Origin of the sequence: Mesorhizobium sp. Root102, from assembly GCF_001425625.1 — a bacterium.
Classification (GTDB): domain Bacteria; phylum Pseudomonadota; class Alphaproteobacteria; order Rhizobiales; family Rhizobiaceae; genus Mesorhizobium.
Map to the genome: position 1 here is coordinate 166,035 of NZ_LMCP01000048.1, position 22,583 is coordinate 188,617.

The 22,583-nt window shown below is 63.0% G+C and carries 33 protein-coding genes; 6 read left to right on the forward strand and 27 right to left on the reverse strand.

Going from position 1 to position 22,583, the window contains the following annotated elements:
* Positions 1-19: 19 nt before the first annotated feature.
* Positions 20-1,195 carry an aromatic ring-hydroxylating dioxygenase subunit alpha gene (locus ASD12_RS31940; protein WP_056596480.1) on the forward strand — a complete coding sequence of 392 codons (1,176 nt, stop codon included), beginning with the start codon at positions 20-22 and terminating at the stop codon, positions 1,193-1,195.
* A gap of 7 nt (positions 1,196-1,202) precedes the next feature.
* Here the strand turns inward: ASD12_RS31940 and ASD12_RS31945 are convergent, their stop codons facing one another.
* Positions 1,203-2,402 carry an MFS transporter gene (locus tag ASD12_RS31945; protein WP_056596483.1) on the reverse strand — a complete coding sequence of 400 codons (1,200 nt, stop codon included), beginning with the start codon at positions 2,400-2,402 and terminating at the stop codon, positions 1,203-1,205.
* A 235-nt stretch (positions 2,403-2,637) separates the two neighbouring features.
* Between ASD12_RS31945 and ASD12_RS31950 the strand changes: the two genes are divergently transcribed.
* Both ASD12_RS31950 and ASD12_RS31955 read left to right on the forward strand, forming a co-directional pair.
* Positions 2,638-3,636 carry a DUF1624 domain-containing protein gene (locus ASD12_RS31950; protein WP_056596486.1) on the forward strand — a complete coding sequence of 333 codons (999 nt, stop codon included), beginning with the start codon at positions 2,638-2,640 and terminating at the stop codon, positions 3,634-3,636.
* The gene (locus ASD12_RS31955; RefSeq protein ID WP_056596489.1) at positions 3,633-4,109 is read left to right on the forward strand and encodes an isoprenylcysteine carboxylmethyltransferase family protein; all 477 of its coding nucleotides are present in this window, start codon (positions 3,633-3,635) and stop codon (positions 4,107-4,109) included. The genes ASD12_RS31950 and ASD12_RS31955 overlap by 4 nt, the downstream gene beginning before the upstream one ends.
* 146 nt (positions 4,110-4,255) lie before the next feature.
* Here ASD12_RS31955 and ASD12_RS31960 read toward each other — a convergent pair whose 3' ends face one another.
* Both ASD12_RS31960 and mgtE read right to left on the reverse strand, forming a co-directional pair.
* On the reverse strand, positions 4,256-4,642 hold the full coding sequence (locus ASD12_RS31960) for a MerR family DNA-binding transcriptional regulator (RefSeq protein ID WP_056596491.1): 387 nt from the start codon (positions 4,640-4,642) through the stop codon (positions 4,256-4,258).
* 156 nt (positions 4,643-4,798) lie between these two features.
* Complete coding sequence (mgtE, locus tag ASD12_RS31965; RefSeq protein WP_056596494.1) at positions 4,799-6,217, reverse strand: magnesium transporter; 1,419 nt, start codon at positions 6,215-6,217, stop codon at positions 4,799-4,801.
* A gap of 374 nt (positions 6,218-6,591) precedes the next feature.
* Between mgtE and ASD12_RS31970 the strand changes: the two genes are divergently transcribed.
* Positions 6,592-6,942, forward strand: a complete 351-nt coding sequence (locus ASD12_RS31970; protein ID WP_056596496.1) for a thermonuclease family protein — start codon at positions 6,592-6,594, stop codon at positions 6,940-6,942.
* A gap of 4 nt (positions 6,943-6,946) precedes the next feature.
* Here ASD12_RS31970 and ASD12_RS35010 read toward each other — a convergent pair whose 3' ends face one another.
* From ASD12_RS35010 to ASD12_RS32035, 16 genes are all read right to left on the reverse strand, one after another.
* The gene (locus ASD12_RS35010) at positions 6,947-7,111 is read right to left on the reverse strand and encodes a hypothetical protein (protein ID WP_200953728.1); all 165 of its coding nucleotides are present in this window, start codon (positions 7,109-7,111) and stop codon (positions 6,947-6,949) included.
* Positions 7,108-7,377, reverse strand: coding sequence for a hypothetical protein (locus ASD12_RS31975; protein WP_056596510.1), 270 nt, complete (start codon positions 7,375-7,377; stop codon positions 7,108-7,110). Before ASD12_RS31975 ends, ASD12_RS35010 begins: the two co-directional genes overlap by 4 nt.
* An 82-nt stretch (positions 7,378-7,459) precedes the next feature.
* On the reverse strand, positions 7,460-7,864 hold the full coding sequence (locus ASD12_RS31980) for a hypothetical protein (RefSeq protein ID WP_056596513.1): 405 nt from the start codon (positions 7,862-7,864) through the stop codon (positions 7,460-7,462).
* Positions 7,865-7,963: 99 nt separating this feature from the next.
* On the reverse strand, positions 7,964-8,230 hold the full coding sequence (lysC, locus tag ASD12_RS34540) for an Rz1-like lysis system protein LysC (protein WP_348271742.1): 267 nt from the start codon (positions 8,228-8,230) through the stop codon (positions 7,964-7,966).
* Positions 8,145-8,531 carry a hypothetical protein gene (locus ASD12_RS31985; protein WP_156398690.1) on the reverse strand — a complete coding sequence of 129 codons (387 nt, stop codon included), beginning with the start codon at positions 8,529-8,531 and terminating at the stop codon, positions 8,145-8,147. The genes lysC and ASD12_RS31985 overlap by 86 nt, the downstream gene beginning before the upstream one ends.
* On the reverse strand, positions 8,522-8,653 hold the full coding sequence (locus ASD12_RS35825; RefSeq protein ID WP_280139607.1) for a hypothetical protein: 132 nt from the start codon (positions 8,651-8,653) through the stop codon (positions 8,522-8,524). Before ASD12_RS35825 ends, ASD12_RS31985 begins: the two co-directional genes overlap by 10 nt.
* Complete coding sequence (locus ASD12_RS31990; RefSeq protein ID WP_056596519.1) at positions 8,647-9,006, reverse strand: DUF6527 family protein; 360 nt, start codon at positions 9,004-9,006, stop codon at positions 8,647-8,649. The genes ASD12_RS35825 and ASD12_RS31990 overlap by 7 nt, the downstream gene beginning before the upstream one ends.
* Positions 9,003-9,290 (reverse strand): hypothetical protein, encoded by a 288-nt coding sequence (locus ASD12_RS31995; RefSeq protein ID WP_056596522.1) that lies wholly within the window; start codon positions 9,288-9,290, stop codon positions 9,003-9,005. Before ASD12_RS31995 ends, ASD12_RS31990 begins: the two co-directional genes overlap by 4 nt.
* A 65-nt stretch (positions 9,291-9,355) precedes the next feature.
* Positions 9,356-9,883 carry a peptidoglycan recognition family protein gene (locus ASD12_RS32000; RefSeq protein ID WP_056596525.1) on the reverse strand — a complete coding sequence of 176 codons (528 nt, stop codon included), beginning with the start codon at positions 9,881-9,883 and terminating at the stop codon, positions 9,356-9,358.
* Between the two features lie 69 nt (positions 9,884-9,952).
* Entirely contained in the window at positions 9,953-10,603 is a 651-nt protein-coding gene (locus tag ASD12_RS32005) for a hypothetical protein (RefSeq protein WP_056596528.1), read from the reverse strand.
* Positions 10,600-11,337, reverse strand: coding sequence for a hypothetical protein (locus tag ASD12_RS32010; RefSeq protein ID WP_056596531.1), 738 nt, complete (start codon positions 11,335-11,337; stop codon positions 10,600-10,602). Before ASD12_RS32010 ends, ASD12_RS32005 begins: the two co-directional genes overlap by 4 nt.
* Entirely contained in the window at positions 11,337-11,882 is a 546-nt protein-coding gene (locus ASD12_RS32015; protein WP_056596534.1) for a hypothetical protein, read from the reverse strand. Before ASD12_RS32015 ends, ASD12_RS32010 begins: the two co-directional genes overlap by 1 nt.
* 13 nt (positions 11,883-11,895) lie before the next feature.
* On the reverse strand, positions 11,896-12,360 hold the full coding sequence (locus ASD12_RS32020) for a hypothetical protein (protein WP_056596537.1): 465 nt from the start codon (positions 12,358-12,360) through the stop codon (positions 11,896-11,898).
* A complete protein-coding gene (locus tag ASD12_RS32025; protein ID WP_056596540.1) occupies positions 12,360-14,126 on the reverse strand; it encodes a hypothetical protein in 1,767 nt (588 codons plus the stop codon). The genes ASD12_RS32020 and ASD12_RS32025 overlap by 1 nt, the downstream gene beginning before the upstream one ends.
* A 2-nt stretch (positions 14,127-14,128) precedes the next feature.
* Positions 14,129-14,572 (reverse strand): hypothetical protein, encoded by a 444-nt coding sequence (locus tag ASD12_RS32030; RefSeq protein WP_056596543.1) that lies wholly within the window; start codon positions 14,570-14,572, stop codon positions 14,129-14,131.
* The gene (locus ASD12_RS32035; protein ID WP_056596547.1) at positions 14,569-17,499 is read right to left on the reverse strand and encodes a hypothetical protein; all 2,931 of its coding nucleotides are present in this window, start codon (positions 17,497-17,499) and stop codon (positions 14,569-14,571) included. The genes ASD12_RS32030 and ASD12_RS32035 overlap by 4 nt, the downstream gene beginning before the upstream one ends.
* Between ASD12_RS32035 and ASD12_RS33880 the strand changes: the two genes are divergently transcribed.
* Both ASD12_RS33880 and ASD12_RS32040 read left to right on the forward strand, forming a co-directional pair.
* The gene (locus ASD12_RS33880; protein ID WP_244483034.1) at positions 17,474-17,923 is read left to right on the forward strand and encodes a hypothetical protein; all 450 of its coding nucleotides are present in this window, start codon (positions 17,474-17,476) and stop codon (positions 17,921-17,923) included. The two genes, ASD12_RS32035 and ASD12_RS33880, sit on opposite strands and share 26 nt — an antisense overlap.
* A 1-nt stretch (position 17,924) precedes the next feature.
* Complete coding sequence (locus ASD12_RS32040; RefSeq protein WP_082525790.1) at positions 17,925-18,239, forward strand: hypothetical protein; 315 nt, start codon at positions 17,925-17,927, stop codon at positions 18,237-18,239.
* Here ASD12_RS32040 and ASD12_RS32045 read toward each other — a convergent pair.
* The 8 genes from ASD12_RS32045 to ASD12_RS32080 all read right to left on the reverse strand — a co-directional run bounded on the left by ASD12_RS32045 (position 18,236) and on the right by ASD12_RS32080 (position 22,581).
* Positions 18,236-18,889, reverse strand: coding sequence for a DUF6441 family protein (locus ASD12_RS32045; RefSeq protein WP_056596553.1), 654 nt, complete (start codon positions 18,887-18,889; stop codon positions 18,236-18,238). The genes ASD12_RS32040 and ASD12_RS32045 overlap by 4 nt on opposite strands.
* A 106-nt stretch (positions 18,890-18,995) precedes the next feature.
* Positions 18,996-19,424: a hypothetical protein gene (locus ASD12_RS32050; RefSeq protein WP_056596554.1), complete on the reverse strand. Its 429-nt coding sequence runs from the start codon at positions 19,422-19,424 to the stop codon at positions 18,996-18,998.
* On the reverse strand, positions 19,424-19,951 hold the full coding sequence (locus tag ASD12_RS32055; protein ID WP_056596555.1) for a hypothetical protein: 528 nt from the start codon (positions 19,949-19,951) through the stop codon (positions 19,424-19,426). Before ASD12_RS32055 ends, ASD12_RS32050 begins: the two co-directional genes overlap by 1 nt.
* Before the next feature lie 24 nt (positions 19,952-19,975).
* Positions 19,976-20,425, reverse strand: coding sequence for a hypothetical protein (locus ASD12_RS32060; protein ID WP_056596557.1), 450 nt, complete (start codon positions 20,423-20,425; stop codon positions 19,976-19,978).
* Positions 20,418-20,765 carry a hypothetical protein gene (locus tag ASD12_RS32065; protein ID WP_056596559.1) on the reverse strand — a complete coding sequence of 116 codons (348 nt, stop codon included), beginning with the start codon at positions 20,763-20,765 and terminating at the stop codon, positions 20,418-20,420. The genes ASD12_RS32060 and ASD12_RS32065 overlap by 8 nt, the downstream gene beginning before the upstream one ends.
* Positions 20,762-21,085, reverse strand: a complete 324-nt coding sequence (locus tag ASD12_RS32070) for a hypothetical protein (protein WP_056596563.1) — start codon at positions 21,083-21,085, stop codon at positions 20,762-20,764. Before ASD12_RS32070 ends, ASD12_RS32065 begins: the two co-directional genes overlap by 4 nt.
* A gap of 48 nt (positions 21,086-21,133) precedes the next feature.
* Positions 21,134-21,340, reverse strand: a complete 207-nt coding sequence (locus ASD12_RS32075) for a hypothetical protein (protein WP_056596567.1) — start codon at positions 21,338-21,340, stop codon at positions 21,134-21,136.
* Positions 21,337-22,581 carry a hypothetical protein gene (locus ASD12_RS32080; protein ID WP_056596571.1) on the reverse strand — a complete coding sequence of 415 codons (1,245 nt, stop codon included), beginning with the start codon at positions 22,579-22,581 and terminating at the stop codon, positions 21,337-21,339. The genes ASD12_RS32075 and ASD12_RS32080 overlap by 4 nt, the downstream gene beginning before the upstream one ends.
* Positions 22,582-22,583 lie beyond the last annotated feature (2 nt).

Genomic DNA, 22,583 nt, shown 5'->3' on the forward strand with positions numbered 1-22,583 from the left:
TCTTCACAGGAAGCCAGCCATGCAGCCCATTGCCAGCGAGCGCGATCCCTACAACGGCCTGACCAGGGCCGAGCCGACGCTGCCGTCATCGGCCTATTGGGATGCAGGCAGCTATCAAAAAGATCTCGACGCTATCTGGTACAGAAGCTGGCTGCTCGTCTGCCGCGAGGCCGACCTAGCCCAACCCTTGGCTTTCCGCAGATTCCGCATCGGCACGCAGGACATCGTCGTGCTGCGAGACGAGACCGGCGAGTTGCGTGCCTTCCACAACACCTGCCGCCATCGCGGCTCGCAGCTCTGCCAGGAAAGCGAAGGCCGGCTGAAGGCGCGGCTGATCACCTGCCCCTACCACGCCTGGTCCTACTCGTTGCGCGGCGATCTCGTGCGCGTGCCGTCGAAATCGCTGCCCGAAGGCTTCGACAAAGCCGACCATCCGCTTTATCGCGTAGCACTCTCGGTGTGGCGCGGTTTCGTCTTCGTCAATCTGCAGGAAGACGCCGCCGGCTCGGCGCAGGCATCCTTCGATCCCGCCTCCGGCGATCTCGGCAACTGGCCGCTGGAGAGGCTGGTGAGCGGCCACGTGCTGCGCAAGGTGATGAACTGCAACTGGAAGATTTTCTGGGAAAATTTCAACGAGTGCCTGCATTGCCCGGGCGTCCACAAGGACCTGTCGCGGCTGGTGCCGATCTATGGCCGCGGCCTGATGGGCAGGCATGACGATCCCGAATGGTCCCGACACGCCGACAATGATGCACCGGAATTTTCTGGCGGCCTGCGCACTGGCGCCGAAACATGGTCGCGCGACGGCCAGGCGCATGGGCCGGTCTTCGCCAACCTCACATCAGCAGAACGCGCTGCCGGCCAGACCTACGCCACCAGCCTGCCGTCGATGTTCATAGTCGGCCATGTCGACTATGTCAGGTCAGTGCGGCTGGTGCCGCTCGGCCCCGAGCAGACCGAGCTTGTCGCCGAATGGCTGTTTGCGGCTGAGGCGCTCGCCGCGACCGACATCGACAACATCGTTGCCTTCGGCACGCAGGTACTGGAGGAGGATGCAACGATCTGCGAGGTCAACCAGAAGGGCCTGCGCTCGATGCGCCACCAAGCCGGCGTGCTGATGCCCGAGGAATACGACCTGCATCGCTTCCACAACTGGGTGCGCGAGCGGCATGCGGCGCGCGAGACAACCGCCTAGTCGGCGACTAAAGCGATTTCGGCAGATAACGCCAGGTCACGAAGCCGCAGACCGCCGCCAGCAGGCCGAGCGTGACGAATACCGAGCCCAGGCCGAAGAAGACCAGCACCACCGAATAGACCAGCGGCGGCGTCAGCTCGGAAAAGTCGAGATAGGTGCGATAGACCGCCGCCATCTGCGATCTTTCATAGGAGCGCACCGAGCGCATGAAGGCGGTCGAGCCAAGCGCGTCGAGCGCAATGGTGAAGAAAGCGCCGCAGAGCAGGAAGGCGCCGGTGAGCAGCGGCACGGTTTCGCCGACGAAGCCCGCCGCCAGCAGCGTGGCCGACATGGCGAAATAAGCAAATGTCATGGTCCTGCGGCCGCCAAAGCGCTTTCCCGCCTTGCCCCAGAAGATGGCCATGAACAGCAGCGCGTTGCCGGCCGAAACCAGCAGGCCGCCGGCCAGCTTGCCCTCGCCGGTGATCACCATGAACAGCGGCCCGTAGACGAAGAACGTCGTCCAGAAACAGGAGCGACCGAAGGCGATCAGCCAGGCCAGCCTCAATCTGGGCTGGGCGATGAAGCGGCCGATATTGGCGAGCGGATTGACTGGCCGCGTCTTGCCAGGGCGGATCGACGAGTTGTCGCCGAGCCGGTAGGTCCAGAACAGCGCCAGCAGGGCCATCGCGAACACGGCCACCACACCATGCGCGGCATAGATGCCGAAGCGCGTGTAGAGGAAGATGCCGAGCGTCGGCCCACCTGTCCAGGCCAGCATCGACCACGCCATGCGCAGCGATTCGGCCTGCATGAAATCGGTCTTGCGGATGTGGTCCATGATGTAGAGGTTGAGCGTGATCGACAGCGCACTGGCGCCCATCACGCGGCACAGCATGCCGGCCAGTTGCCCGGCAAGCGTGTCGGTGACGAAGAACAGCGAGCCTATGGCCAGCAGGCAGGCGCCAGCGGTGTAGACCCAGCGGCGGGCAAAGCGGCGGATCAGCATCGGCATGAAGAGCGTCACCGACAGGCCGAGCATCGCCACCACGGTGTAGAGGATCGAAACGATCTGCTCGTTGTGCAGGATCTCATAGGCCTGGATCGGGATGACGCTCGACACCGTGGCGCGGGCGAAGGATTCGACCGCATAGAGCGAAGCGAAGGTGCGCGCGTCCGCGGCCTTGAGGGCCGGTAGCCAGATCGGATGGCGCACATGGGTGGACATTGCTTCCCCAAAGCAGAATCATCGGGCCAAATCTGCCGTGGCGATCCCCGCGCCAATAAGAGGAAACCGACGCGTATCCGGCAAAAAGCGAAGTCGGCCAAAGGCTTCCCGCCACTGGCCTAAAGTGGCGGCTGATCCAGCGTCCGCGCCACTGTACTTGGCAAAGCTCCCGGTCTTCTTTTGTCCGGGCCAACCGTGATAGTCGTCTTGCGGGGCTGAATCAGAATGCGAGACCATGAGCATCCAAACGCCGACCGCACCCGTTCAGGATCGAACAAAGCGCATCGTCGCCATCGACATCGTGCGCGGCATCGCGCTCATCGCCATGGCGAGCTACCATTTCACCTGGGATCTGGAGTTCTTCGGCTACACTGATCCCGGCCTGACCGCCTTCGGCTGGTGGAAGATTTACGCACGTTGCATCGCTTCCACCTTCCTGTTTCTGGTCGGCGTCAGCCTGTACCTTGCCCATGGCCGGCAGATCCGCTGGAACGGCTTCTGGAAGCGGTTCGCCATGGTCGCCGGAGCCGCGATTGCGATTTCGGTCGTCACCCGCATCGCAACCCCGGACGGCTTCATCTTCTTCGGCATCTTGCACGAGATCGCGCTGGCCAGCCTGCTCGGCCTCGCCTTCCTGCGGCTGCCGGCTTTGTTGACGCTGGTCGTTGCCGCGCTCGTCATCACGGCGCCCGTGTATCTGCGCTTCGAGGCGTTCGATCCCCCGTGGCTGTGGTGGGTCGGCCTGTCGGCGAACAATCCGCGTTCCAACGACTACGTGCCCCTGTTTCCGTGGTTCGGCGCTGTGCTTCTCGGCATCGGCGTCACCAAGCTTGCTGCGGGCGCGGGTGTCTTGACGTGGCTGGGGAACCTGAAGCCCGGCCACTGGGCCAATCCGCTCGTCTTCATCGGCCGCCACAGCCTGGCCTTCTACCTGATCCACCAGCCGCTGCTGATCGGCTGCGTGTGGCTGTTCTCGCAGATCATGCCGGCACAGGTCGAAACCCCGCAGGTGAACTTCCTCAAAACCTGCCAACTGTCCTGCGAGCAGTCGCGCGACACAGAGTTCTGTTCGAGCTACTGTGTCTGCATGCTCGATACGCTCGAGGGCGAGGCCACGCTTGATAGGCTCTACAACAACGACCAGACTGCGGAATGGAAGGCACATTTGTCCGACCTTGCCGGCATGTGCACCGCCAAAACCGACAGCAAGTTGATGGAGGAAGGGGTCAAATGACCGAGAACCTGCCGAAGCCGGGGCTCATACCGTGGCCGCCGCTGATCTACACCGCCGCCATCGCCATCAGCATCGCGCTTGGCCTGCTCTATCCCCTGCCCTGGATCGGCGACATCCTGGGCGATATCCTGTTCGCCGCCGGCTGGGTGGCACTGTTCGCCGTCGCCGCACTCTGGTTCACCGCGATCCGCACCATGATGCGGGCCAAGACCACGCTCAACCCTAACGCGGTGCCCGATCACCTCGTCACCACAGGTCCCTTTGGCGTCACCCGCAATCCGATGTATCTGGCCAACACGCTGCTGCTGATCGGCGTCGCCCTGGTCTCGGGGATCGTATGGTTCCTGCCGCTGGCGTTCATCGCCGCCTATGCCACGCAAAAGGTCGCGATCGAGGGCGAGGAAAAGGTGCTGGCAGCGAAGTTCGGCAAGAAATACCGCGACTACGCCAAAAGAGTACGACGCTGGATTTGAGCCGGCGCCGAAGCTGCCAACCTCCCCCTTGTGGGGAGATGTCCGGCAGGACGGGGGGCGCTGCCCCTCCAACATCTCGACGCCTTGCACACCCGCGACGCTCAAAAAGAGCGGTCTGCGCTCCGCTCAGGGTGACGAAAAGACCGCTACGTATTCACACCAAGCTCGACCAACCGCTCGACGCAAGATTCCTCTGCCTGGTCGAGCTCGGCCAGCGTCTCTTCGAGGTCCCGGCGCTTCTGTCTGAGATCCTCGCGCTTTTCCTCAATGCGCTTGATCATCAGCTTGAGTTGACCGACCTCGCCGGGCGGCGCCTTGTACATCTGAATGATTTCGCGGATCTCGTTGATCGAAAAGCCGAGCCTCTTGCCGCGCATGATCTGGCGGATGAGGTGGCGGTCGGACGGGCGAAACAGCCGCGTGCGGCCACGCCGCACCGGCTGCACCAACCCCTCGTCCTCATAGAAGCGCAGCGTCCGCGTCGATACGTCGAACTCGCGAGTCAACTCGGTGATCGAATAATATTCTCGCATTGCCACTCCCGCACGCCGGAATCCCGGGCGATCGCCATGCGGCGTCGCCCTTCGGTCCCGAACCAAAACCCATGCCATGCCGGAATCGATATGGCGCCCCGCGCAAGCCTCGCATGGCACTTACGTAAAAGTCAATTGAGGCACGACAGGTAGCCCTCAGGGCACGCCGAACCACCATGTGGCAATGCCGAGAAACGCAAAGAAGCCGACGACATCGGTGACCGTGGTGACGAAGACCGCCGAAGCGACCGCCGGATCAACCTTGAAACGGTCGAGCAGCAGCGGGATCAGGATGCCGGCCAAGGCGGCGGCGAACATGTTGATGATCATCGCCGCCGCGATGATGCCGCCCAGATTGGGGTCGCGAAACCAGGCAGCGGCAACGATACCGATCAGGATGGCAAAGACGATGCCGTTGATGAAACCGACGCCCATTTCGCGGCGGATGATGCGGCCGGCATTGTAGATGTCGATATCCTTGGTCGCCAGCGCCCGCACCGTGACGGTCATGGTCTGCGAGCCGGCATTGCCGCCCATGCCAGCGACGATCGGCATCAGCACCGCCAGCGCCACGATGTGTTCGATCGTGCGGTCGAACAGCCCGATCACCGATGCCGCCAGGAATGCGGTCAAGAGATTGACCAGCAGCCATGGAACCCGTGAACGCGAGGTCGAAAGAATGCTGTCGGAGAGTTCTTCGTCGCCGACACCGCCCATGCGCAAGAGATCTTCTTCCGCTTCCTGCTGGATGACATCGACCACGTCGTCGATGGTCAGCACGCCGACAAGCCGCTCGTTTTCGTCGACGACGGCGGCCGACAATAGGTCATACTGCTCGAATTCCCGCGCCGCCTCTTCCTGGTCCATGGTGGCGGGAATGGCATGCCGCGTCTCGTGCATGACCTCCTCGACCTTGATCGAGCGCCTGGTGCGCAGGATCTGGTCGAGGTCGATGGCGCCGAGCAGCTTGAAGGTCGGATCGATGACAAAGATCTGGCTGAAGCGCTCGGGCAGATTCTGGTCTTCGCGCATGTAGTCGATGGTCTGACCGATCGTCCAGAACGGCGGCACCGCGACGAACTCGGTCTGCATACGCCGGCCAGCCGTCTCTTCGGGATAGTCGAGCGAGCGGCGCAGCCTGATCCGCTCGGTGAACGGCAGCTGCGACAGGATCTCGTCCTGGTCTTCCTTCTCGAGGTCTTCGAGAATGTAGACGGCGTCGTCGGAATCGAGCTCCTGCACCGCCTGGGCGATCTGCGCATTGGGCAGATTGTCGACGATCTCCATGCGGATCGCCTCGTCGACCTCAGTCAGCGAGGAAAAATCGAAATCCGCGCCCAGGAGTTCAACCAGCACACGGCGCTGTTCGGGATGCAGCGCCTCAAGCAGGTCGCCAAGTTCCGACTGATGGAGGTCGTCGACTTCATGCTTGAGGGTCAGCGTATCGCGGTCGGCGATCGCGGCACCAATCCGCGCAAGGAAGGACGAAAGGACAGCGCCGTCCTCGCCATAGATGTCGGCGTGATGCTCCTCGGCGGCCCTGGCGCCGGTCGTCCGTTCGTGCTCGCCTTCCACCAGCGCCTCCCGCCATCGCAATCCCGGAAAAGATGCGTCTCAGGTCTAGAGCATCGGACCCAAAAGTGGAAACCGGTTTTGGGAGAATCCGACGCTCAAAAAGAAAGTGGCGTAACGTGCGGGAATATCGAACGAAATGCGCCCGGCCCGTAGCGGGCGGAGGCTGGCACAAATCGGATTTTGGGGAGAGAGAATGGTGCGGTCGAGATGCACCCGCACCTTTGTGTGCTTTTGAAAACACTGCGCAATTCGGCGCAGGCACGAAATTTGTGGCACAATAAGGGGCACAATAGGTGGTACGACGAAAGGTGCGAAAATGAACTGTCCTGCCTGCGACGTTTTGAATACCGATAGGATGGCATAGGATAGTCGCGATGCCCATCCTGTTCGCCCTGCTGCTGTCCGTCTTCGCCATCGACGGCGACACTGTCATCATCGACGGCAGGCATGTCCGAATCGCCAACATCGACGCGCCGGAGATCGGGGATTACAAATGCGAGGCCGAGCTGCGGCTCGGGCTGGTGGCGAAGCGGCGGATGGCTGAGTTGCTGGCGAGCGGCACGGTCGCGATGCATGCGGGTGACCCGGCCAGTGGGCGACTGATCGACCGCTACGGCCGCACGCTGGCGACGGTCGAGGTCGACGGTCGCGATGTCGGCGAGATCATGATCGCCGAAGGGCTGGCGCGGCGGTGGAACGGCAAGCGCCGGCCATGGTGCAACTAGGGCCTCAGTTTTTCGGCGGGAACTTCTGCACCCTCGCTTTCTCGCCATCCGCCTCGATAGACGCCCTGAGTGCTTCTGCCGCTGCCGCGTCCTGCGTGGTCAGCAGCCTGCGCCAGTCGGGCTTTTCATAGATGCTGACGACATAGACGGTGCCAACGGGGTCGCTCATTGGCCCTTGGCCTTGGCATAGTGACTGCGACCCATGCCTGAGACCTTGTCAGGATCAGGCGAGTAGATCAGCCCGACTTCCTTGCCGCCGCATTTGGTGCAGCGCAGTTTCGGGATCAGATCATCGGCCATTGCCGGCGCATCAGGGCCAAGTCTGGCTTTCAGCTTTTCCAGGTCGAGGTCCTGGCTGTGATTGCATGAAGACCGGTGGCAATAGGCCCGGACCTTCATCTTCTCGTCGATCAGCCTTTGCGGTGTCCATGCCATTCGAGGCGATATAGCGCAGGCCTTGAAATGCGAAAAGCCCGCCGCACCTTTTGGCGCGGCGGGCTTGAGGATTGCGGCGGCGTCAGCGCGGCGGCTGTTCGGTGCGCCTGTTTTCCATCACCGCCTGCAGTGTGGCGGTCAGTGCCGACACGGCATTCGAAAGCCCGACCAGCGAATCCTGCACGCGATCGAGCCTGTTCAGCGTGCCGTTCTGGAAGCGCTCGTTGGCGGCCATGTCCTGGACCTGCTTGGTCTCGACGGCGATCAGCCGGTCGTTGACCCTGCCGGCGACATCGTTGGCCCTGGCGGCGACGACATTCGCCTGCTCCGCCGTCTTCGTCACGGCATCGATACGGCCATCCAGCCATTGCGAGCCGAGAAAGGCGATGAGACCGATCGTCGGCAGCGCCAGCGCCATGGATATCCTCGCCACGACGAGGAGCAGAACGTTGTCGGCAATCTTTTCTGTCGCGTTCATATCATCCATTCGCCCCAGCCTTTTTCCATGCACTGCTTCAGATTGAAAGGATGGCGATCGCCGCCAGGCAGGCAGCCATGCCGATCAGCATCACCGTCAGCCACGGTCTCATGGCTTGTCCCAGGCGATGATCTTGTCCATCCGCGCAGAGCAGACGGCGAGCGCTGCTTCGTTGGCATCGCCACGCTCGACGAAATCACCGGTCGTTTCGGGGCCGCCCGGCTTGTGCCAGCGCGCCGGACAGCGCCGCTTGAACGATGCCGGAACGTGACGCTCGACCGTCACGTATTTAGTGAGGATCGGCGGGCTTGTCGGCGTACAGGCCGCGCAGAGCGCCAGGCACAGGAGCTTTGAGGTAGCTGTCAACATCCGCATTTTTCATCCTCAGATCGGCCAGCGTCCTTGCGACGGCCAGCGCGGATTGATTTGCAATATCGATCTCGTCGGCGAGATCGGCCGCCAGCCGGTCGGCCTTCGCCTGCGCATTGGCCTGCGCCGTCATCGCCTTTTCGTTGTCGGCGTTGACCTCGAGCGCGGTGGCCAGGCTGCGCTTGGCGGCTTCCATCGCGGTCACCGCGTCGCGCGCGGCCAGCTTGTAGTGGTAGGCGGTCAGCCCGAGCACCAGGAAGGCGATGACGACGCACAGGGCGGCAATAAGCTTGGTCGTCATGCCCACACCATGTATAGCGCCGCCGCGATGGCCAGCATGACCAGGAACGGCACGGCCCGTTCGATCAGGACTGCGATTCCGACCCGGCCCCAGAAGTCTAGGTTATTGCCGCCGCCGCCCATCAGCATGACACCCAGACACCAGGCTGCAACCCATCCGAGCCGCCAAGATAGCCGTGCCAGTGCCCGACATGGTGCACCGACGGCGAAAGCACGGGGGCTTCGCGGTTTCCGTTCCACGCCCAAGACGGGTGCTCCGGGACCGCTGGACGGATTGCGAGATAGCCTTGATGGCCGCAGCCGCACGGGCAGACGTAAAACATGCCGGCCGGCTGTTCGACAGCTTCCTGACGCGCTCGGGCGCGGCCTTCTGGCGTGACCTTGTAATGGTTCACGAACTCGAAGGCTCCCGGTGTGCCCACATGCTCGTCGATATCGTCAACCAGTGTCGCCTTGACAGGCTGCGTCTTCACGTCAGTCATTCGCCCATTCCTTGTTGCTGCGGCGGCGTGGCGACCGTCTGGACCGTGATTGTCTGGTCCGGCGCCGGCGTCGGTTCCACCGGCGGATCCGCGTAGGGGCGGGCCGCCCTGGTCGTGTAGATGGCAACGACGTCCTGCATGGTGGCGAATCCGGTGTAGCCGAAGACCAGCACCATGATGATCAGTTGCCAGCCCCACGCGATCGTCTCGTTGACGCGGGTGTCCGGGGCGTTGATCAGGATGAAGAGCTGGTAGCAGGCCCAGACGAGAACGGCGTAGAGCATGACGCGACGCCATAGCCACGATGGTTCCCCGTTCTTTCGCCGCTCCACCTGGGGCGCCATAGGCATCAGCGGCCCAGCTTCGCGATGACCTCAGCGCGGAAGCGATCGCCACATTCTCGTGGCGTATCGAAGGCCGGGTCGAAGGGAAGCTTGGCGATGTCCCACTTGCCGCGCTGCTGGATGCCAAGGTTCGCCTGGACCTCGGCATGCGACAGCACCGTCCGCGGGCCGACCGGGATCGTGTAGCGCCGGCACAGTTCGGCAACCGCCTGCGATGCCGCATCCCACTGCGCCTTCGTCAGCGGCTGCGTGCCGGCCTTGAAGGGGCGCTCGATGGCACCGGCCATGGCGCACATCGAGACGCCGATCGAGCCGGTGTTGCAATTCAGCGTGTGCGCCGCATAGCCAGATCGCGCCCTGGGCAGCGAGTTGAGGTCGATCGTCGGGATGCCACGGATCAGCTTGCCGTCGTCCTCGATCAGCAGATGATAGTGCTGGCGGTCGAAATCCGTCGCCTTGTGGGCGCCGGCGGTCCAATGAAGGATGACGCGCGCAATCGTGGCATTCGGCATCCAGCTGGATGGGATCGACATGGCAGTTCCTTTCCGCCCTCGCGGGCAGGTTTTTTTGCGTGATCGCGTGGTTTGCCGGGCAGATTTTCGTCAGGCCGAGAGCGTCGGCAGCAGGCTGTCTTCCTGTGGGTCGTAGATCGTCACCGAGCGCAGGTAGAACTCATTTTCCGTCTCGTCGTCGAAGTAGGCGCCGATCAGCGCCCGCGTCAGCCCGGAATAGTCCATCGCGCTGGTGTCCGTGATGACCGGGTCGCCGTCGACCGAGAGCGAAAGCCGCGCCGCCGCACTCGTCACCGCGATGCGATGAAGCCCGACATTGTGCTGGTCGATGTCGATCGTCTCGCGATATTGGCTGTCGCCGGTCTCGGTGACGATCATGCGCCGCGTCGAGAGGGCGCCGCGATGCATCTCGAAGAATTGCGAGCCGGCCGGATTGCTCACAACCAGGAGGATGTCCTCCCCGGTGTTCCAGAGGCACTGGTATTCGATGACGACGGTCCACTCCATCGTCAGCAGCGCGGCCAGCGCGTCGCCGACATATTCGACCACGGCGTCTGGGGTCCAGCCCGGCACATCGAGGCCGTTCGCCGTGATCAGCCCCGGCTGGTCGACGATGTCGGCCGCGGTGACCGCAACGCTGGCCACCGAGTAGGTCCCGGTCACGAAGTTCGCCGCCACCAGCGTGGCAAGGCCGCCCGCCTGCTGGCGCGACAGCCCCGACGCAATCGTTCCAAGCATCATGCCGTCACGCCCTCTCTTGCAAACAATATCCAGTAATCGCCGCGCTGCGAAATCAGCGTGCTCGGCAGGCACTTCGAACCGATCGCGACATAGGTCTTGCCCTTGAAGATGATCGTCAGACCCGCGACAGACACGGTCGGCGATTCGACCACGTCCATATCGGCCAGTCCGTTGATATCCTTGACCGTCTTCCAGAGCGGCACGGTCCCCGAAAACGGTGCCGGGTGCGGCCCATCGCCGACAAAGGGCTGACCGAGAATGTCGACCTCGACCGATAGACCGTCCGTAAACTTTTCGCCCGAAAACGGAACGGGGATGTCGATCTCCGCGCCGCCTGTCACCTCGACATAGCGGTGGAACGGCTGGACGCTGTCGCTGCTGCTAATGCCGGCGTACTGCCAAAGGTCATAGCTGAAGGCGCCCGGCAGCGCAGGCTCGCCGGTATAGCTGACTTGGTCTGACAGCACCGGAGACCAGACGCCACCTGAAAGCTGCTTGTAGGTGCTCAGCGCATCCGCCGGATTGAAGAACAGCGTCGCCTCAGTCAGCGAGGCATAGGACCATGGATCGACATATTCCGGTCCCGGCCCGATGCCGTTCTCGCCGCCGGCGACGATCTCCATCCCGACATCGAGATTGGCGGCCAGATATTTGCTGCCCCAATGCACGTTGACGATTTCCTGAAACGGATCGAGCGGGACCGGGTTGGCAAGCGAACCATAGGGACCAGGCATCAGGCGGTCACGTCCTCGGCAAGCAGGCCGATCAGGTGCCAGGTGTCGGCGGCGACCTTCTTCGACGTCACCGCGACATAGCGGAAGGCGGTCTGCGGCAGGTAGCCGGAAGGGAACCTCACGACGGTGTCCGTCGACCAGTCGAAGGAAACAGGGTCGACGCCGTCATGCCACCATGTGATTTCGCCATCGATCGGGAAAGCCAGTTCGGCATCCGATGGCAGGTTGACGACACACCCGGCATCGTTGGTGCAGCGCTTGTAACCATTGGCGTCGCCGAGCACCGGGTCATAGGTCGTGGTCGTGATCGTCGCCACCACGCTCGGGCGGAAATTCGCCTGTGGCAAGGTATAGGGACCAAGGACCGTGGCATCCTCCAGATAGATGGTCATCTGGGTGCCGGACACGGTGATGTTGGAAATACCGGTCGCTTCAGGAGGGTTTTCCTCCAGGTCGGTCAGCCGGTCATCGACATCGTGAAAATTGTTATCGACCTCGGTTGCGTTGAGGTTCGACCCCTTCACCGAGCGGTAAGTGATTGTCATCTGGGTGATCCCGTCAGGTGGCGTCGGTGGATTCGGAAGGCTTCTTCGACCAGTCGAAATTGAACCGGACATAGGTGCCGTTGTCGCGGCGCCGCATCAGAAGCTTGGTGATGCGCTCGATCTCGACCCACTGCTCGGAGTCTTCAGGGTTTTCGACCCTGATCTTTTCGACAGCGCGGTCGACGTAGTCATAGTCGATGACGACGATGCCATCGGCCGGATCGTCGACCGGATCATCCGGCGGCCAGGTCACCCCGCCGCCAGGGTTGGTCCGCTGCTCCGGTGTCGTCAGGGTGAAGCGCGCCGCCTTGCCGAAGCGGAAATCGGCATCTCCGGACGTGTCCTTGACCGGCACTTTTGCCAGCGTGCGATTGAGGACATCCGCACCATTGTTGCCGCTGTCGAACAGTTGAACTCTGGCACCGCTGGAATTGCGGCCGGCGCGCCATGGATTGGAAAGACCGATGATGTCGGGCATCAGGCGGCTTCCAAGTCAATTGTGCGAGGCACCATCAGGGCGCTGATCGTGATCGGATAGAGCGTCCGGAACGGCGGATCGTCGCGGCCGATGGTCAATTTCTTCAGGTCGCCGTCGACTTCGGTGAACACCTGGTTCAAGGCCGCAATCGCCGCCGACAGGTCCGGCTTGAAAGCATCGAGAACGGCCTGCTGCGCCGGCAGCGTGTTGATGATGGTGATCTGCGTCACCATGTCGGCGGGCCGCATATCGAAGAAATCGACGCCGTCATCGACAGGGGGGATATCGGAAAAATCCTCATAGGTGACCTCGCCAACAACCGGCATCAGCGTTGCCCCGGCATAGTGCTGGTAACCGACATCGACATATCCTTCGTCGACATAGGAAGGCGTGCCGGGAACCGTGGTCACGGTGTTGCCCTTGCCGACCGTGCAGCCGATGGTGACCGTAACGGTGTGGGTGCGCGCCACGCCGTTCATCTTGTAGCCAACAATTTTTCCCGCAGCCTCGCCACCGGGAATGCGCGGATCGGCAAAACGGGCATTCTTGCGGCAGGACAAGCCGACACCATCGGCAAAACGGCTCAATGTCGCCGTCACGCTCACCGCGCGCGAGCGCGCCAGAATGTTGCCGCGCGCCAGGCAGACCAGATAGTCGAGGCTCCGCAAACCACGCGCGGTCGGCAGATAGGCGCGCCTGCGAACATCGCCGATCGGCGGCGTGCCGTCCGGGAAATCCGTGCTTGGCGGATCGACCAGTTCATCGGCCTGACCCGACACCTTGATGGCGATGACTTCCTCGTCGCCGGGATCGGTCAGGATCGCCTGGCAATCGGCTTCCAGCGTGAAGGTCACCACCTCCTCGCGCGGCCGGGAGACATCGTAGGCGGCGGTCAAAACCGGGTTCATGTCCCACACCGGAAATTTCTCGGTGCCGTTGGTCATCACCACCTGATGGTAATCGGTCGGCCGGACAAAGCCGTCGGTGCGAACAATCGAGGACGGCCCGACTTTCCAGCCACCGCCGATATTGCCGCCCTCCTCGGGGAAATCTTCCATCACACCGTCGCCGGTCAGCGAGCGGATCGAGTGGCCGTCTCCACTGTCGACCGCGGCAAAGGCATCCTTCAACTGCTGCGAAATGTCGACAACGCCGCTTGCTGTCTGATCCCAAGTAATCGAGCCTTCGACCAAAACACGGCGAACGGGCTGGCTGTCGAAGGCGATGTCGAGCGATTCCGCAATGAAGTCGCCGCCGACGTCGAGCATCCCATCCTCGCCGTTGAGGAGGTCGGACACCGTCACCTCAAGCGAGACGCGGTCGATATGGTAAAGCTGAGTGCGCGCTTCCAGCACGGTATCGGGATCGTCGCGGAAGTCCGGCCTGATCCACATCGGATCCCACCACGGCGCGACTTTCAGGGTCTCGGCCAAGGCCTGTTTCTGCGCATCATAATCGGGTGGCCGGGCAATGAACTGCATCGTCACCTGATTGCGCAGAAGGTCGGTCGGAATGCCAACCAGCCGGCCGCGAAACATCAGCACTGCACCCGTCGTCGGGTTGGCGTCATCGCGCCACGACATCAGCAGCCATTGCTTGCGCCCCGATGCCAGCAAGCCGATGCGCGGGTTCTTGACCGTCAGGTCGAGGGTTGCGTCCTCGCCTTCCTGATGGATGAGTTCGTAGGCAACGACGAGGAGATCCTCAACCTCATGCTCGGGACCGAAGACGGTATCGCCGCTGTCGACGAAGGCAAAAAAATACATGCCTACACCTCGATCAGATCAAGCGACCAGTTGCAGGCGGCGCCCCACTCGTCGAAGCCGAGACGGTAGCCAGCCACCATCATGGTCAGGCGAGGCCGGTAGAGCGTGAAGGCACCTTCGCTGCGCGTCGCAGGATCGTCCGTGGTCGAAGCGGCCGGGCGCGACGGCGACCCGCCAGTGGTCATGTAGACGAACTCCGTGGCGCAATCGACGGTCAGATCCATGCCGCGCCTGACGCCGTCGAGCGCCGGCATCTGCTGGTCCGTGCAGGTGATGGTCAGCCTGAACTTTTCTTCTTCGCCGGCGCTGAGGTCGATCAGCACATTGTTGACAGTGCGAGCCAGCTGCGCATCGCCATCAAGGGTGAAGTCCTCGGTTATTCCACGCGCTGAATAGGGCGGCACGCCGATCGGGTCGAGGCGGAGCAGGGTCAGGGGCTGGGTCATTTACGCCTCGGTGGACGGCCGGCGCTGACGCGGGCGCCGCGCAGCGATACGGTTTGAAGGCGGCGCAATCCGATGTCGCCGATGGTCAGGTCGTCGATCACTTCGCCACCAGGCAGTTGCAGCATGAAGGGTGTCCGGCTTTCGGAAGAACCGCCGGTCGCCGCACCCGCCATCGCCAGGCCGCCGCCGGCATAACGCGGGATCGCGATCGAGCGGCTGAAACTGTCGACGGCGCCGCCGAACTTGAAGCCTCGAAGACCAGCGAAGATATCCTTGCCATAGTTCCAAGCATCGAGGACATCGACGCCGATCCGCTTCACCGTTTCGGCCGTGAACACATATTCACCGTTCGACAGCCACGCCAAGATGCTGTCGGACTTAGGACCGCCAGGACCGCGCACGGCGCCGCCGCCGGCAAAGCCGCCATGGGATCCGCCGCTTGAAGATGACGAAGAAGACGACGACGCGGCCTGCGCCCGCAAGGAAGCCGCAGCCGCAGCCGCCTCACGCAGCGCCGACAGGATGCGGGCAATCGCCGTGTTGATCTGCGCTGCAAGGCTGTTGACGATCGAGGCCAGACTGGAAAACCCGCCCTGGATCAGGCTCTGCATGCCAGACATGATCGTGCTGATCTTGCCGGGCAGGCTTTCGAACGGACCGACGATCGCCTGCGCAACCTGATCGGCATTGCCGGCGTCGATGTTGCCGAGCGCGTCGCTGACGCCGGACGCGGCGGTCTGAGCGGCGGGCGCGATGCGGTCGACGTCGGACACGATGCCATCGACCGCCGCCGCCGCCGCGTCCGGCTTGATCGCGTCCGGCACGGCGGCGATGGAGTTGGTGACTTCGTTGGAGACGTTCTTGACCCGGCCAGCCGCCGATTCGGCGCTATCGGCGACACCGTCGAGAGCAGCTTTCGACTGGTCGGCACGATGCGCGACGCCGTCGATGACGTCGAACACTTCCTTGGTGATGCCGCCGGCGCCGCCGCCGCGGATGACTGTGATCTGATGATCTAGGTTCTGGACCTTGCCTGCTGCCTCGTCAGCGGCCGCACCGAGCTGTGTAACTCCAGTCGCTGCCTGGGTTGCGCCCTGGCGAAGATCCTCGATATTGCCGACGACTTTCTCGTCAAGCGTCTTCTGGATATCATCAAGCTCGCGGGTTCGTTTGGCGAGGGTGATGTTCGCGCGCACCAGGGCTTCGGTCTGGGTGTCGATATCGGCGCCCAGCGGAGCGGCAAAATCACCGCCTGCCTTCATGGCGTCGACGATCTGCTGTTGTTGCGCGACCTGTGCCTTTGCGTCCTCCAGCGCCGCTCGCGCGGAATCGAGATGCGCCTGCGCCAGGCGCTTCAGGTTTTCTTCCGCGCCCGGCACGCCCGCCTTGACCGCGTCGATAGCCGCCTTCAGTTCATCAAGCGCGCTCTTGTGGGCATTGGTCGAGTTGATCCAGCCCTGCTGGTTCGTCTTCTCCCGATCCCATGCCGCGATGAGCAATCCCAGCGCGCTGGCGATGGCGAGGATGACCCGGCCGGCAGGCGTCGCGAGCAGCGCGGTGCTGAGAAAGGCGAGAGCCTCGATGGCAAGCACGATCGCCGAGCGGAGCAGGCCGAACCCGCCGATCAGCTTGATGATCGAGGCCCCGATCAACAGTTCTCCGGCGCTGAGATTGGTGCCAAAAATGTTGTTCACGGCATCGGTGGTGAGTCTCGCCGCCTCGCGTAGCAGACGCATGGCGGGCAGCACGACGCCATTGACCACCTGCGCGAAATCCTGGCCGAAGCCAACGATGTTGTCGCGCCACTCAATCAGCCACCGGTTGTCGGCGACATCGGCGTCCCTGCCCGACAGCGTGGCAAAGAAGTCCTTGATGAAGACCGTCGCTACCCGGACGCCGTTCCTGACAAAATCGAGGATGGCGGCGCGGTTGCGGACAATGATATCGCGAAATGCCAAGGCACCGGCGGTGATGGCCGGCGCGAAGATCAGGCCGATCTGCTTGAGTACGCCGCCAACCGTCAGTTTCAATCGGTTGAGTGAATCGTTGAAGGCCTCGGCGGCCTTGATCTGCTCGTCGCTGAAGAATATGCCGAGATCCGCGCCGGTCTGACCGAGTTCCTTTATTTTCGCCGCGCCCTCGTTCAGGAACGGAATGAGCTTGGCGCCAGCCTCACCGAACAGCTTCAGCGAGACCGTCGACTTGCGTGCGCCATCCGGCATCTTCTGGAAGGCGTCGGCGACCTCCAGCAAGAGCTGCTCGTTGGTCTTCAGCGTACCATTGGCATTCTTGACCTTGATGCCGAGATCGTCGAAGCCGGTCGAGATGCCCTTGGTGGTTGCCTTCAGTTTTTCCTGCTTGCCCCCGAAACGCGTCACCTCGACGCCAATGTCGGCGAAGGCCTCAACGGTGTAGCCGACACCCTGCTTGATATCCTTGCCGGCCTGCCCAATGGCCGAACCGATCTTGGCTGCGCCCTTGGCGGTCTCGTCAGCGGACTTGATGATCTGCTTGTTGAAACCCGCCATGGCGACATTGAACTGCGCCTGCTCAACATTGGCCTCGCCTGCGGCAAAGGCGAATTTCTGATAGGCGTCGGTCTGCAGGCCTGCCGCCTGCGCCGCCTTGCCGGCAGCGTCGGCGGCTTCGGCCCCTGATTTGGCCAGCAACAGGATAACGGGTGCGGCGGCGGCGACACCCACGGCAATGCCCGCGAAGGCCAGGGCGGTGCGCTGCGCAACCGTGGCAAGATCCCGGCCGAACGCATTGACGGCCGAGCCGAGATTGGCCAGCGAAACGCCCTTGGCGGCGGCGTCGATCTTCTTGATCGCCGCCTCGCCGGATGTGCCGAGCTGCTTCAGCTCGGATTCCATCTCCTGGCCGCCAAGCAGCTTGATCAGAATGTTGATCGCGTTGCGTTCTGCCAATTTAACCATCCTGATGGCGCGAAGTCAGACAGATTCGACAATTCTGTCGAAATCCGTCATCCTCTTGGGAGGGGAAGAAACAATGCGTTTCCGGGGACTATTGGTGTTAGGCGCCGCCGGCCTGTGTTCAGGCTGCGCAGCAGATTACTTGAACCACAACGATACCGTGACGCTCGCAGCAGGCGATGCAGGGCGCGCTAACATGCTTTTGCAGACAGTCGATCCGCTCAACCCGAATAGCCAGAACACGCATATTGAAGGCGACGGCACGCGTGCTGTGGCGGTCTTCAACGGGTATCGCACACCGCAAGCGGCCGGCGGCGCTAGCGTCTCTCAAGGCAACTGTCCGACTGACGAGAGCACCGCCGCTGATGGCTCGCGTTGCGGGAAACGATCAGCCGAAAGCCGGCCAGGAGGCGCCTGAAATGCGATACGTGAAAATTGCCCTCGTGTTGCTGCTGGCGGCCCTTACCTTCAGAGCAGATGCCGAGCCGTCAAACATTGCCAAGGTCAAAGTCCAGCTGGCTGAAATAAGAACCTCGATCGTCGACAAGGACGAAAAGACGAAACGCATCGCACACACCGAAGCCGGCTTTGCCCTGCTTGCTGTCAGCGAAGCGGAGTTACGGTTGGCAAAACTCGCCACGGATGGGTCTGATGACCACATGACGGAATTCGATGCCGCAATGATCAATTTGAAGACCGCCGTGCGCCAATTCCTCGCCGCCGCCGGTCCTTAGTCGCTGTTGAACGCACCGGCAAAGATCTCCGGCATCCGGTCTGCCGCCTTGTCGGCGATCTCCTGCACCGAAAACCTGTCACGCAAAGTCACCGACGAGACGCCGACGAACAGCGGCACCGCCGATGTCTTGCGGCCAGGCGAAGCACCGCGGCGCAACGCGCTCAACGTCACCGGCGCCGCACCCGACTGGCCGCGCCGGTTGGTGTCGATGTTGGCCGCCAGCAGGGGACGATGCCCTGGCCGGTCGATGCGGAACAGCGGCCCGACCTGCCTGATGTAGAGCGCAGGCGTCATGCGGCTGTTGCCGATGCGCTTGGGCGCGTTCGACAGCGGCAGCCACAGAAGCGGCTTGCCCGATATGGTGCCGCCATCCTCAAAGATCCCCGAATAGGGGATCAGGTGATAGATCTGGATCGTCGGATGCGTCGACAGCGCGCGCTGCGGGTAGACGACGACTTTCAGCGTGTTTTGCCAGCGCGGACCGAAGCCCGCGGCGGCGATGTCGGATCGGGCGCCTTGCTTGACGATGTCGGCGACCTTGTGCGCGGTCCCCATCGACGCGGATTTGACATCGCCGGTTGCTGCTAGCATGGCGGCGTCGAACTGCCCGGCAGCCGCCTGCACGAAGATGGAAAGGCCGCTGCTCACTGGCCGTCCTCCGGCGGGGCGTCTAGGCGGGTCCTGATCGATACCGCCGCGACCAGCTGGCGCGGCGTGAAGTTCATGCAGGTCTCGAACGAGAAGCCGTGGCCGATCAGGTAGACGATCGCTTCCGCGATCTCGTCGCCGACGCTGCCGGCTGGGCGTCGCTTGCGCCTCTCATCGCCCTGATGTCGGCGGCGAGAGAGGCGAGACCGTTTGGGAACGATGTCCGCAACGTCGCCAGGATCAGCGAGAACTGATCGCCGGCCGGCAGGGTTTCGGCCTTGTCCTCATAGGCCTTCTCGCCGGATTTCCCGAGGCCGGCGACGATGATGGCGACGATGACGTCGCCGCCGATCGCCATGACCAGCGCCGCCAGTTTTTCGACATCCGAGGTGCCGCCCTCGATGGCGCTGGCGAGATCCGGGAAACGGCGCAGGATGGCGATGATGCCTTTCGAAGGAACGCCCCTGACAAGCAGGGTCTTGCCCCGGATCGAAACGACCTCCTCGGCCGGACCAAGGTCGAGCAGGTCATCCATTACGCGGTGACCCCTGCCTGCTGGCGCACGGTGAAGCGGCCGAAGCGGCCGTCCGCCTTGTTGACATCGCCGATCAGCGGGATCTGGGCAAAGTCGTCATTGTCGGCGAGCAGATTGAAATCGCCGCTCGGCGACAGCGTGACGTTGCCCTCGAAATCGATCATCGGCCCGATCGTGTTGGTGGCGGTCAGCCTGATGTCGACTGTCAGATTGGGCGACGTCAGCGGATCGATGATCTGATCGCCGGCCGTGTTGGTGTCGACCGTCGACAGCATGAACATCGCGATGTTGCGCGCGGTGTTCTCATCCAGCGTCGCCTTGATCGACGCGGCAACCACGGTAACGGCGGTGAAGTCCTTGGCGCGCAGGCCGACGCGAGCCGTGTTGTGCTCTTTCTTGGTCACGGTCGGCGTGTAGACGAAGTCGACCAGGTTGCCGGCGTCGACATAGTCGGCATCGCCGGGCAACTTCATTTCCACGAAGGCGGCCGGGATGCGGTAGTTGGCAGTCGAGGGAGAAGCAGGCATGGCAGTCTTCCTTTCAGGTTGAAATCAGGTGGCCGGTTCGAGCGCGTAGGTGAAGGTGAAACCGACACCAATGCCGCCCTCCATCGAGCGGCCGCGCTCGGTGACGGTGTTCGACCCGTCGTAGCGGATCGACTTGCCGTTGATGGTCAGCGCCAGCAGCGCCGTATCCGTAAGCACCGCATCGATCAGCTTGCGGCGCATCCGGTTCAGATCGGTGCCGACGTTCTTGGCCGTGGAGGCGAGCCGGAACTGCACCTCCGGCATCATCGCCACGCGGCGTTTGGTGTCTGCCTTATGGCTGAATGGATCTTCGGGGTTGGCCAGCTCCTTGCCGTCGAGCACGACGACGGCCGGCATGGCCGAATCGGGAATGCTGGTTTCGTTGCGAAGCGGATTGAGCGTTGGATCGATGCCGCCAGCCACGACAAGCAGCCTGGCAAGGATGTCTTCGCGCCTGTCTTCAAGTTCAGCCACGGATTTCCTCCAGCATCAGCCGCAGTTCGCCGCCGGCCTCGCCGGTCGGCGCCGGCAGCGGCTCGTGGTTGATGATCTTCCAGTCCTTGCCGTTCATCGCCAGCGTGCCGTTGTCGACATCTTTTGGCTCGATGCCCTTGGCCGCCAGTTCGCTGGCGCGGACAGTGGCGGCGGGACCGATCGTGGCGACATCGACGCGGTTGAAGGCGATCATCTGGCCGACCGTCTTGTCGATGGCGCGGATGGTTTCCGGCGGGTTGCCGCAGGCGACGGTCAGCACCGCATCGACGGCGATCGGCGAGGCATAGAGCGCATCGTAGTGGATCTGCCAGATGCTCATGTCGCCCGCCTTGTCCTGGCCACGAAGGCGAATTCCCAATGGCCGATGCGATTGGCCCCGGCATTGGCGTCGATATGGGCGTAATAGGTGGTGCCGGCCGTCAGCGCGACGTCGTCTTCGATGATGCCGCGATAGTTGCCTTCCGATGCGGTGACATAGGTCAGGGTTGCCGGCCAGGTCTGCCCGGAGACATTCGTGCCCTCGGCATCCTTCACCGTCACGCTGACATCGGCGTCGTTGACGAAGCTACCCTCGATCGCGCTTTTCAGCCCGACGACCTCGATCAGGTTGGTGTTGTCGACGTAGACGACGCAGGTCATTCTTTTTTGCTTCCCCATTCGCGGCCTTCGCCGCTCACCGCCTCTTGGTCAGTCATCCGTCCTGATCTTGCCGGCGAGCAATGGGCCGGCATCGATATCGCCTGAAAGCGCGGTCTTCATCTGCAACGAGGCCCCGAGCAGCGGCCGGATCGAAATGGCGCCGAGGATCAGCGTGGCGATCGGCGGCGTGACGGCATCGGCCCAGCAGTCTGTCCAGCAATCGAGCCAGCAATCGGCCCAGACGGTGCCAATCATGGAGCTGGGCCGAACTTGTCGCCGGTCGAGCCGTCGCCGGTCAGCAGCGTGTCGTTGATCGATTGCATGTTGGCATCGACCTGGCCCGAGACCGTGAAGGAAAGGCTGTCCGTCTTGGTCTTGACTGCCCCGGTATCGGCCTTGACGGCGCCGACATCGGCGCTGAGCGATACCCCTGCCGGCGCGCCTAGGCGCGCCATCACAGCATCGGCCGCCGCGATGACCAGCGACTGGTCGGCCGGATCGCTCGGCAGGTTCGCCGTCTTGCTGTCGATGGCGACGACGCCGGCCAGGATGGTGGTGGCCTTGCCGTCGATCGTGGCGATGCTGGCATTGTCAGGCGCGGTGTAGCCAGAGGCCGGCAGCCGCGTCGACACGTCGGCGTCGAGGTGGGCCATGCGTGCCATCGTCACGCCGGCATCCACCAAGGCGGTACCGACTTCCGCGTTGACGGCGGCGGCATCGAGCGTCGAGAAGCCCGTCGCGGTCGACCATGCGCTGTCACCATGGCTTGCCAGCGAGACGAAGGCGGCGGCAATATCGGAGGCATCAGCCGGGTCTGCCGGCAGATTGTCGGTCTTGGCCTTGACCAGCGCCACCTGCGCCAGCACGGCATCATCGGCGCCGGCTAGAGCGGTGGTGAGTTCCTCGTTGGTCGGCAGATCGTCGACGCTGGTCTGCAAGGTGGCGACGGCCGAGTCTGTCGCAAGACCGCTCTGTATCTCGGTGACGGCCGATGTCGCCAGTTCGCCCGATCCGATCGCGTCGGCCGCGATTGCGGCGTTGGTCAGCACGTCATTGGCCATGGCGCCGACACTGGCGTCGATGCGGCCGGAAACCAACGCGGCCGGCACGCGCGTCTGGATATCGTTCGTATCCGACTGCACCGCATCGACCGAAGCCTGCGTCGCCAGGTCGTCGAACTGCTTTGCCGCCGTCTGCAGATTGATGGTCAGGTCGCACCATTCGGCGCCAGCGGCATCACTGAAGATGATGGTGATGTTGTCTGAGTTGGTCTCGGCTTGGCTCAGCGTCACCTTGACCAGCTTCGACGAAGCCGGCGTCACGACGGGCAAGGTGTTGAGATTGGCCAGCGCGCCACCGTCGAGCGAGATCTTGACATCACCGGCGGCAAACGTCGGGTTGCTCTGCCACTGCCCGTTGGCCGTGCGCGGCGCCAGCGAGACATAGAAGATCGCGCCGGCGGCACCGTTCTTGACGATCGGGAGATAGCTGCTCATGG

Excerpts from the sequence above, each read along its gene's own strand:
- ASD12_RS35010 (WP_200953728.1), bottom strand. The coding sequence starts at position 7,111 with ATGAGCGACCCCGTTGGCACCGTCTATGTCGTCAGCATCTATGAAAAG.
- ASD12_RS31990 (WP_056596519.1), bottom strand. The coding sequence starts at position 9,006 with ATGACTGACGTGAAGACGCAGCCTGTCAAGGCGACACTGGTTGACGAT.
- ASD12_RS32055 (WP_056596555.1), bottom strand. The coding sequence starts at position 19,951 with ATGCCTGCTTCTCCCTCGACTGCCAACTACCGCATCCCGGCCGCCTTC.
- ASD12_RS32015 (WP_056596534.1), bottom strand. The coding sequence starts at position 11,882 with ATGACAATCACTTACCGCTCGGTGAAGGGGTCGAACCTCAACGCAACC.
- ASD12_RS31980 (WP_056596513.1), bottom strand. The coding sequence starts at position 7,864 with ATGGATGATATGAACGCGACAGAAAAGATTGCCGACAACGTTCTGCTC.
- ASD12_RS32030 (WP_056596543.1), bottom strand. The coding sequence starts at position 14,572 with ATGACCCAGCCCCTGACCCTGCTCCGCCTCGACCCGATCGGCGTGCCG.
- ASD12_RS32075 (WP_056596567.1), bottom strand. The coding sequence starts at position 21,340 with ATGATTGGCACCGTCTGGGCCGATTGCTGGCTCGATTGCTGGACAGAC.
- ASD12_RS31975 (WP_056596510.1), bottom strand. The coding sequence starts at position 7,377 with ATGGCATGGACACCGCAAAGGCTGATCGACGAGAAGATGAAGGTCCGG.
- ASD12_RS35825 (WP_280139607.1), bottom strand. The coding sequence starts at position 8,653 with ATGCTGATGGGCGGCGGCGGCAATAACCTAGACTTCTGGGGCCGGGTC.
- ASD12_RS31960 (WP_056596491.1), bottom strand. The coding sequence starts at position 4,642 with ATGCGAGAATATTATTCGATCACCGAGTTGACTCGCGAGTTCGACGTA.
- ASD12_RS32080 (WP_056596571.1), bottom strand. The coding sequence starts at position 22,581 with ATGAGCAGCTATCTCCCGATCGTCAAGAACGGTGCCGCCGGCGCGATC.
- ASD12_RS32040 (WP_082525790.1), top strand. The coding sequence starts at position 17,925 with ATGCGATACGTGAAAATTGCCCTCGTGTTGCTGCTGGCGGCCCTTACC.
- ASD12_RS32020 (WP_056596537.1), bottom strand. The coding sequence starts at position 12,360 with ATGCCCGACATCATCGGTCTTTCCAATCCATGGCGCGCCGGCCGCAAT.
- lysC (WP_348271742.1), bottom strand. The coding sequence starts at position 8,230 with ATGCGGATGTTGACAGCTACCTCAAAGCTCCTGTGCCTGGCGCTCTGC.
- ASD12_RS32065 (WP_056596559.1), bottom strand. The coding sequence starts at position 20,765 with ATGAGCATCTGGCAGATCCACTACGATGCGCTCTATGCCTCGCCGATC.
- ASD12_RS33880 (WP_244483034.1), top strand. The coding sequence starts at position 17,474 with ATGTTGATCGCGTTGCGTTCTGCCAATTTAACCATCCTGATGGCGCGA.
- ASD12_RS31940 (WP_056596480.1), top strand. The coding sequence starts at position 20 with ATGCAGCCCATTGCCAGCGAGCGCGATCCCTACAACGGCCTGACCAGG.
- ASD12_RS31950 (WP_056596486.1), top strand. The coding sequence starts at position 2,638 with ATGAGCATCCAAACGCCGACCGCACCCGTTCAGGATCGAACAAAGCGC.
- ASD12_RS31945 (WP_056596483.1), bottom strand. The coding sequence starts at position 2,402 with ATGTCCACCCATGTGCGCCATCCGATCTGGCTACCGGCCCTCAAGGCC.
- ASD12_RS31970 (WP_056596496.1), top strand. The coding sequence starts at position 6,592 with ATGCCCATCCTGTTCGCCCTGCTGCTGTCCGTCTTCGCCATCGACGGC.
- ASD12_RS32005 (WP_056596528.1), bottom strand. The coding sequence starts at position 10,603 with ATGATGCTTGGAACGATTGCGTCGGGGCTGTCGCGCCAGCAGGCGGGC.
- ASD12_RS32010 (WP_056596531.1), bottom strand. The coding sequence starts at position 11,337 with ATGCCTGGTCCCTATGGTTCGCTTGCCAACCCGGTCCCGCTCGATCCG.
- ASD12_RS31995 (WP_056596522.1), bottom strand. The coding sequence starts at position 9,290 with ATGCTCTACGCCGTTCTCGTCTGGGCCTGCTACCAGCTCTTCATCCTG.
- ASD12_RS32000 (WP_056596525.1), bottom strand. The coding sequence starts at position 9,883 with ATGTCGATCCCATCCAGCTGGATGCCGAATGCCACGATTGCGCGCGTC.
- ASD12_RS31955 (WP_056596489.1), top strand. The coding sequence starts at position 3,633 with ATGACCGAGAACCTGCCGAAGCCGGGGCTCATACCGTGGCCGCCGCTG.
- ASD12_RS32050 (WP_056596554.1), bottom strand. The coding sequence starts at position 19,424 with ATGGATGACCTGCTCGACCTTGGTCCGGCCGAGGAGGTCGTTTCGATC.
- ASD12_RS32070 (WP_056596563.1), bottom strand. The coding sequence starts at position 21,085 with ATGACCTGCGTCGTCTACGTCGACAACACCAACCTGATCGAGGTCGTC.
- ASD12_RS32025 (WP_056596540.1), bottom strand. The coding sequence starts at position 14,126 with ATGTATTTTTTTGCCTTCGTCGACAGCGGCGATACCGTCTTCGGTCCC.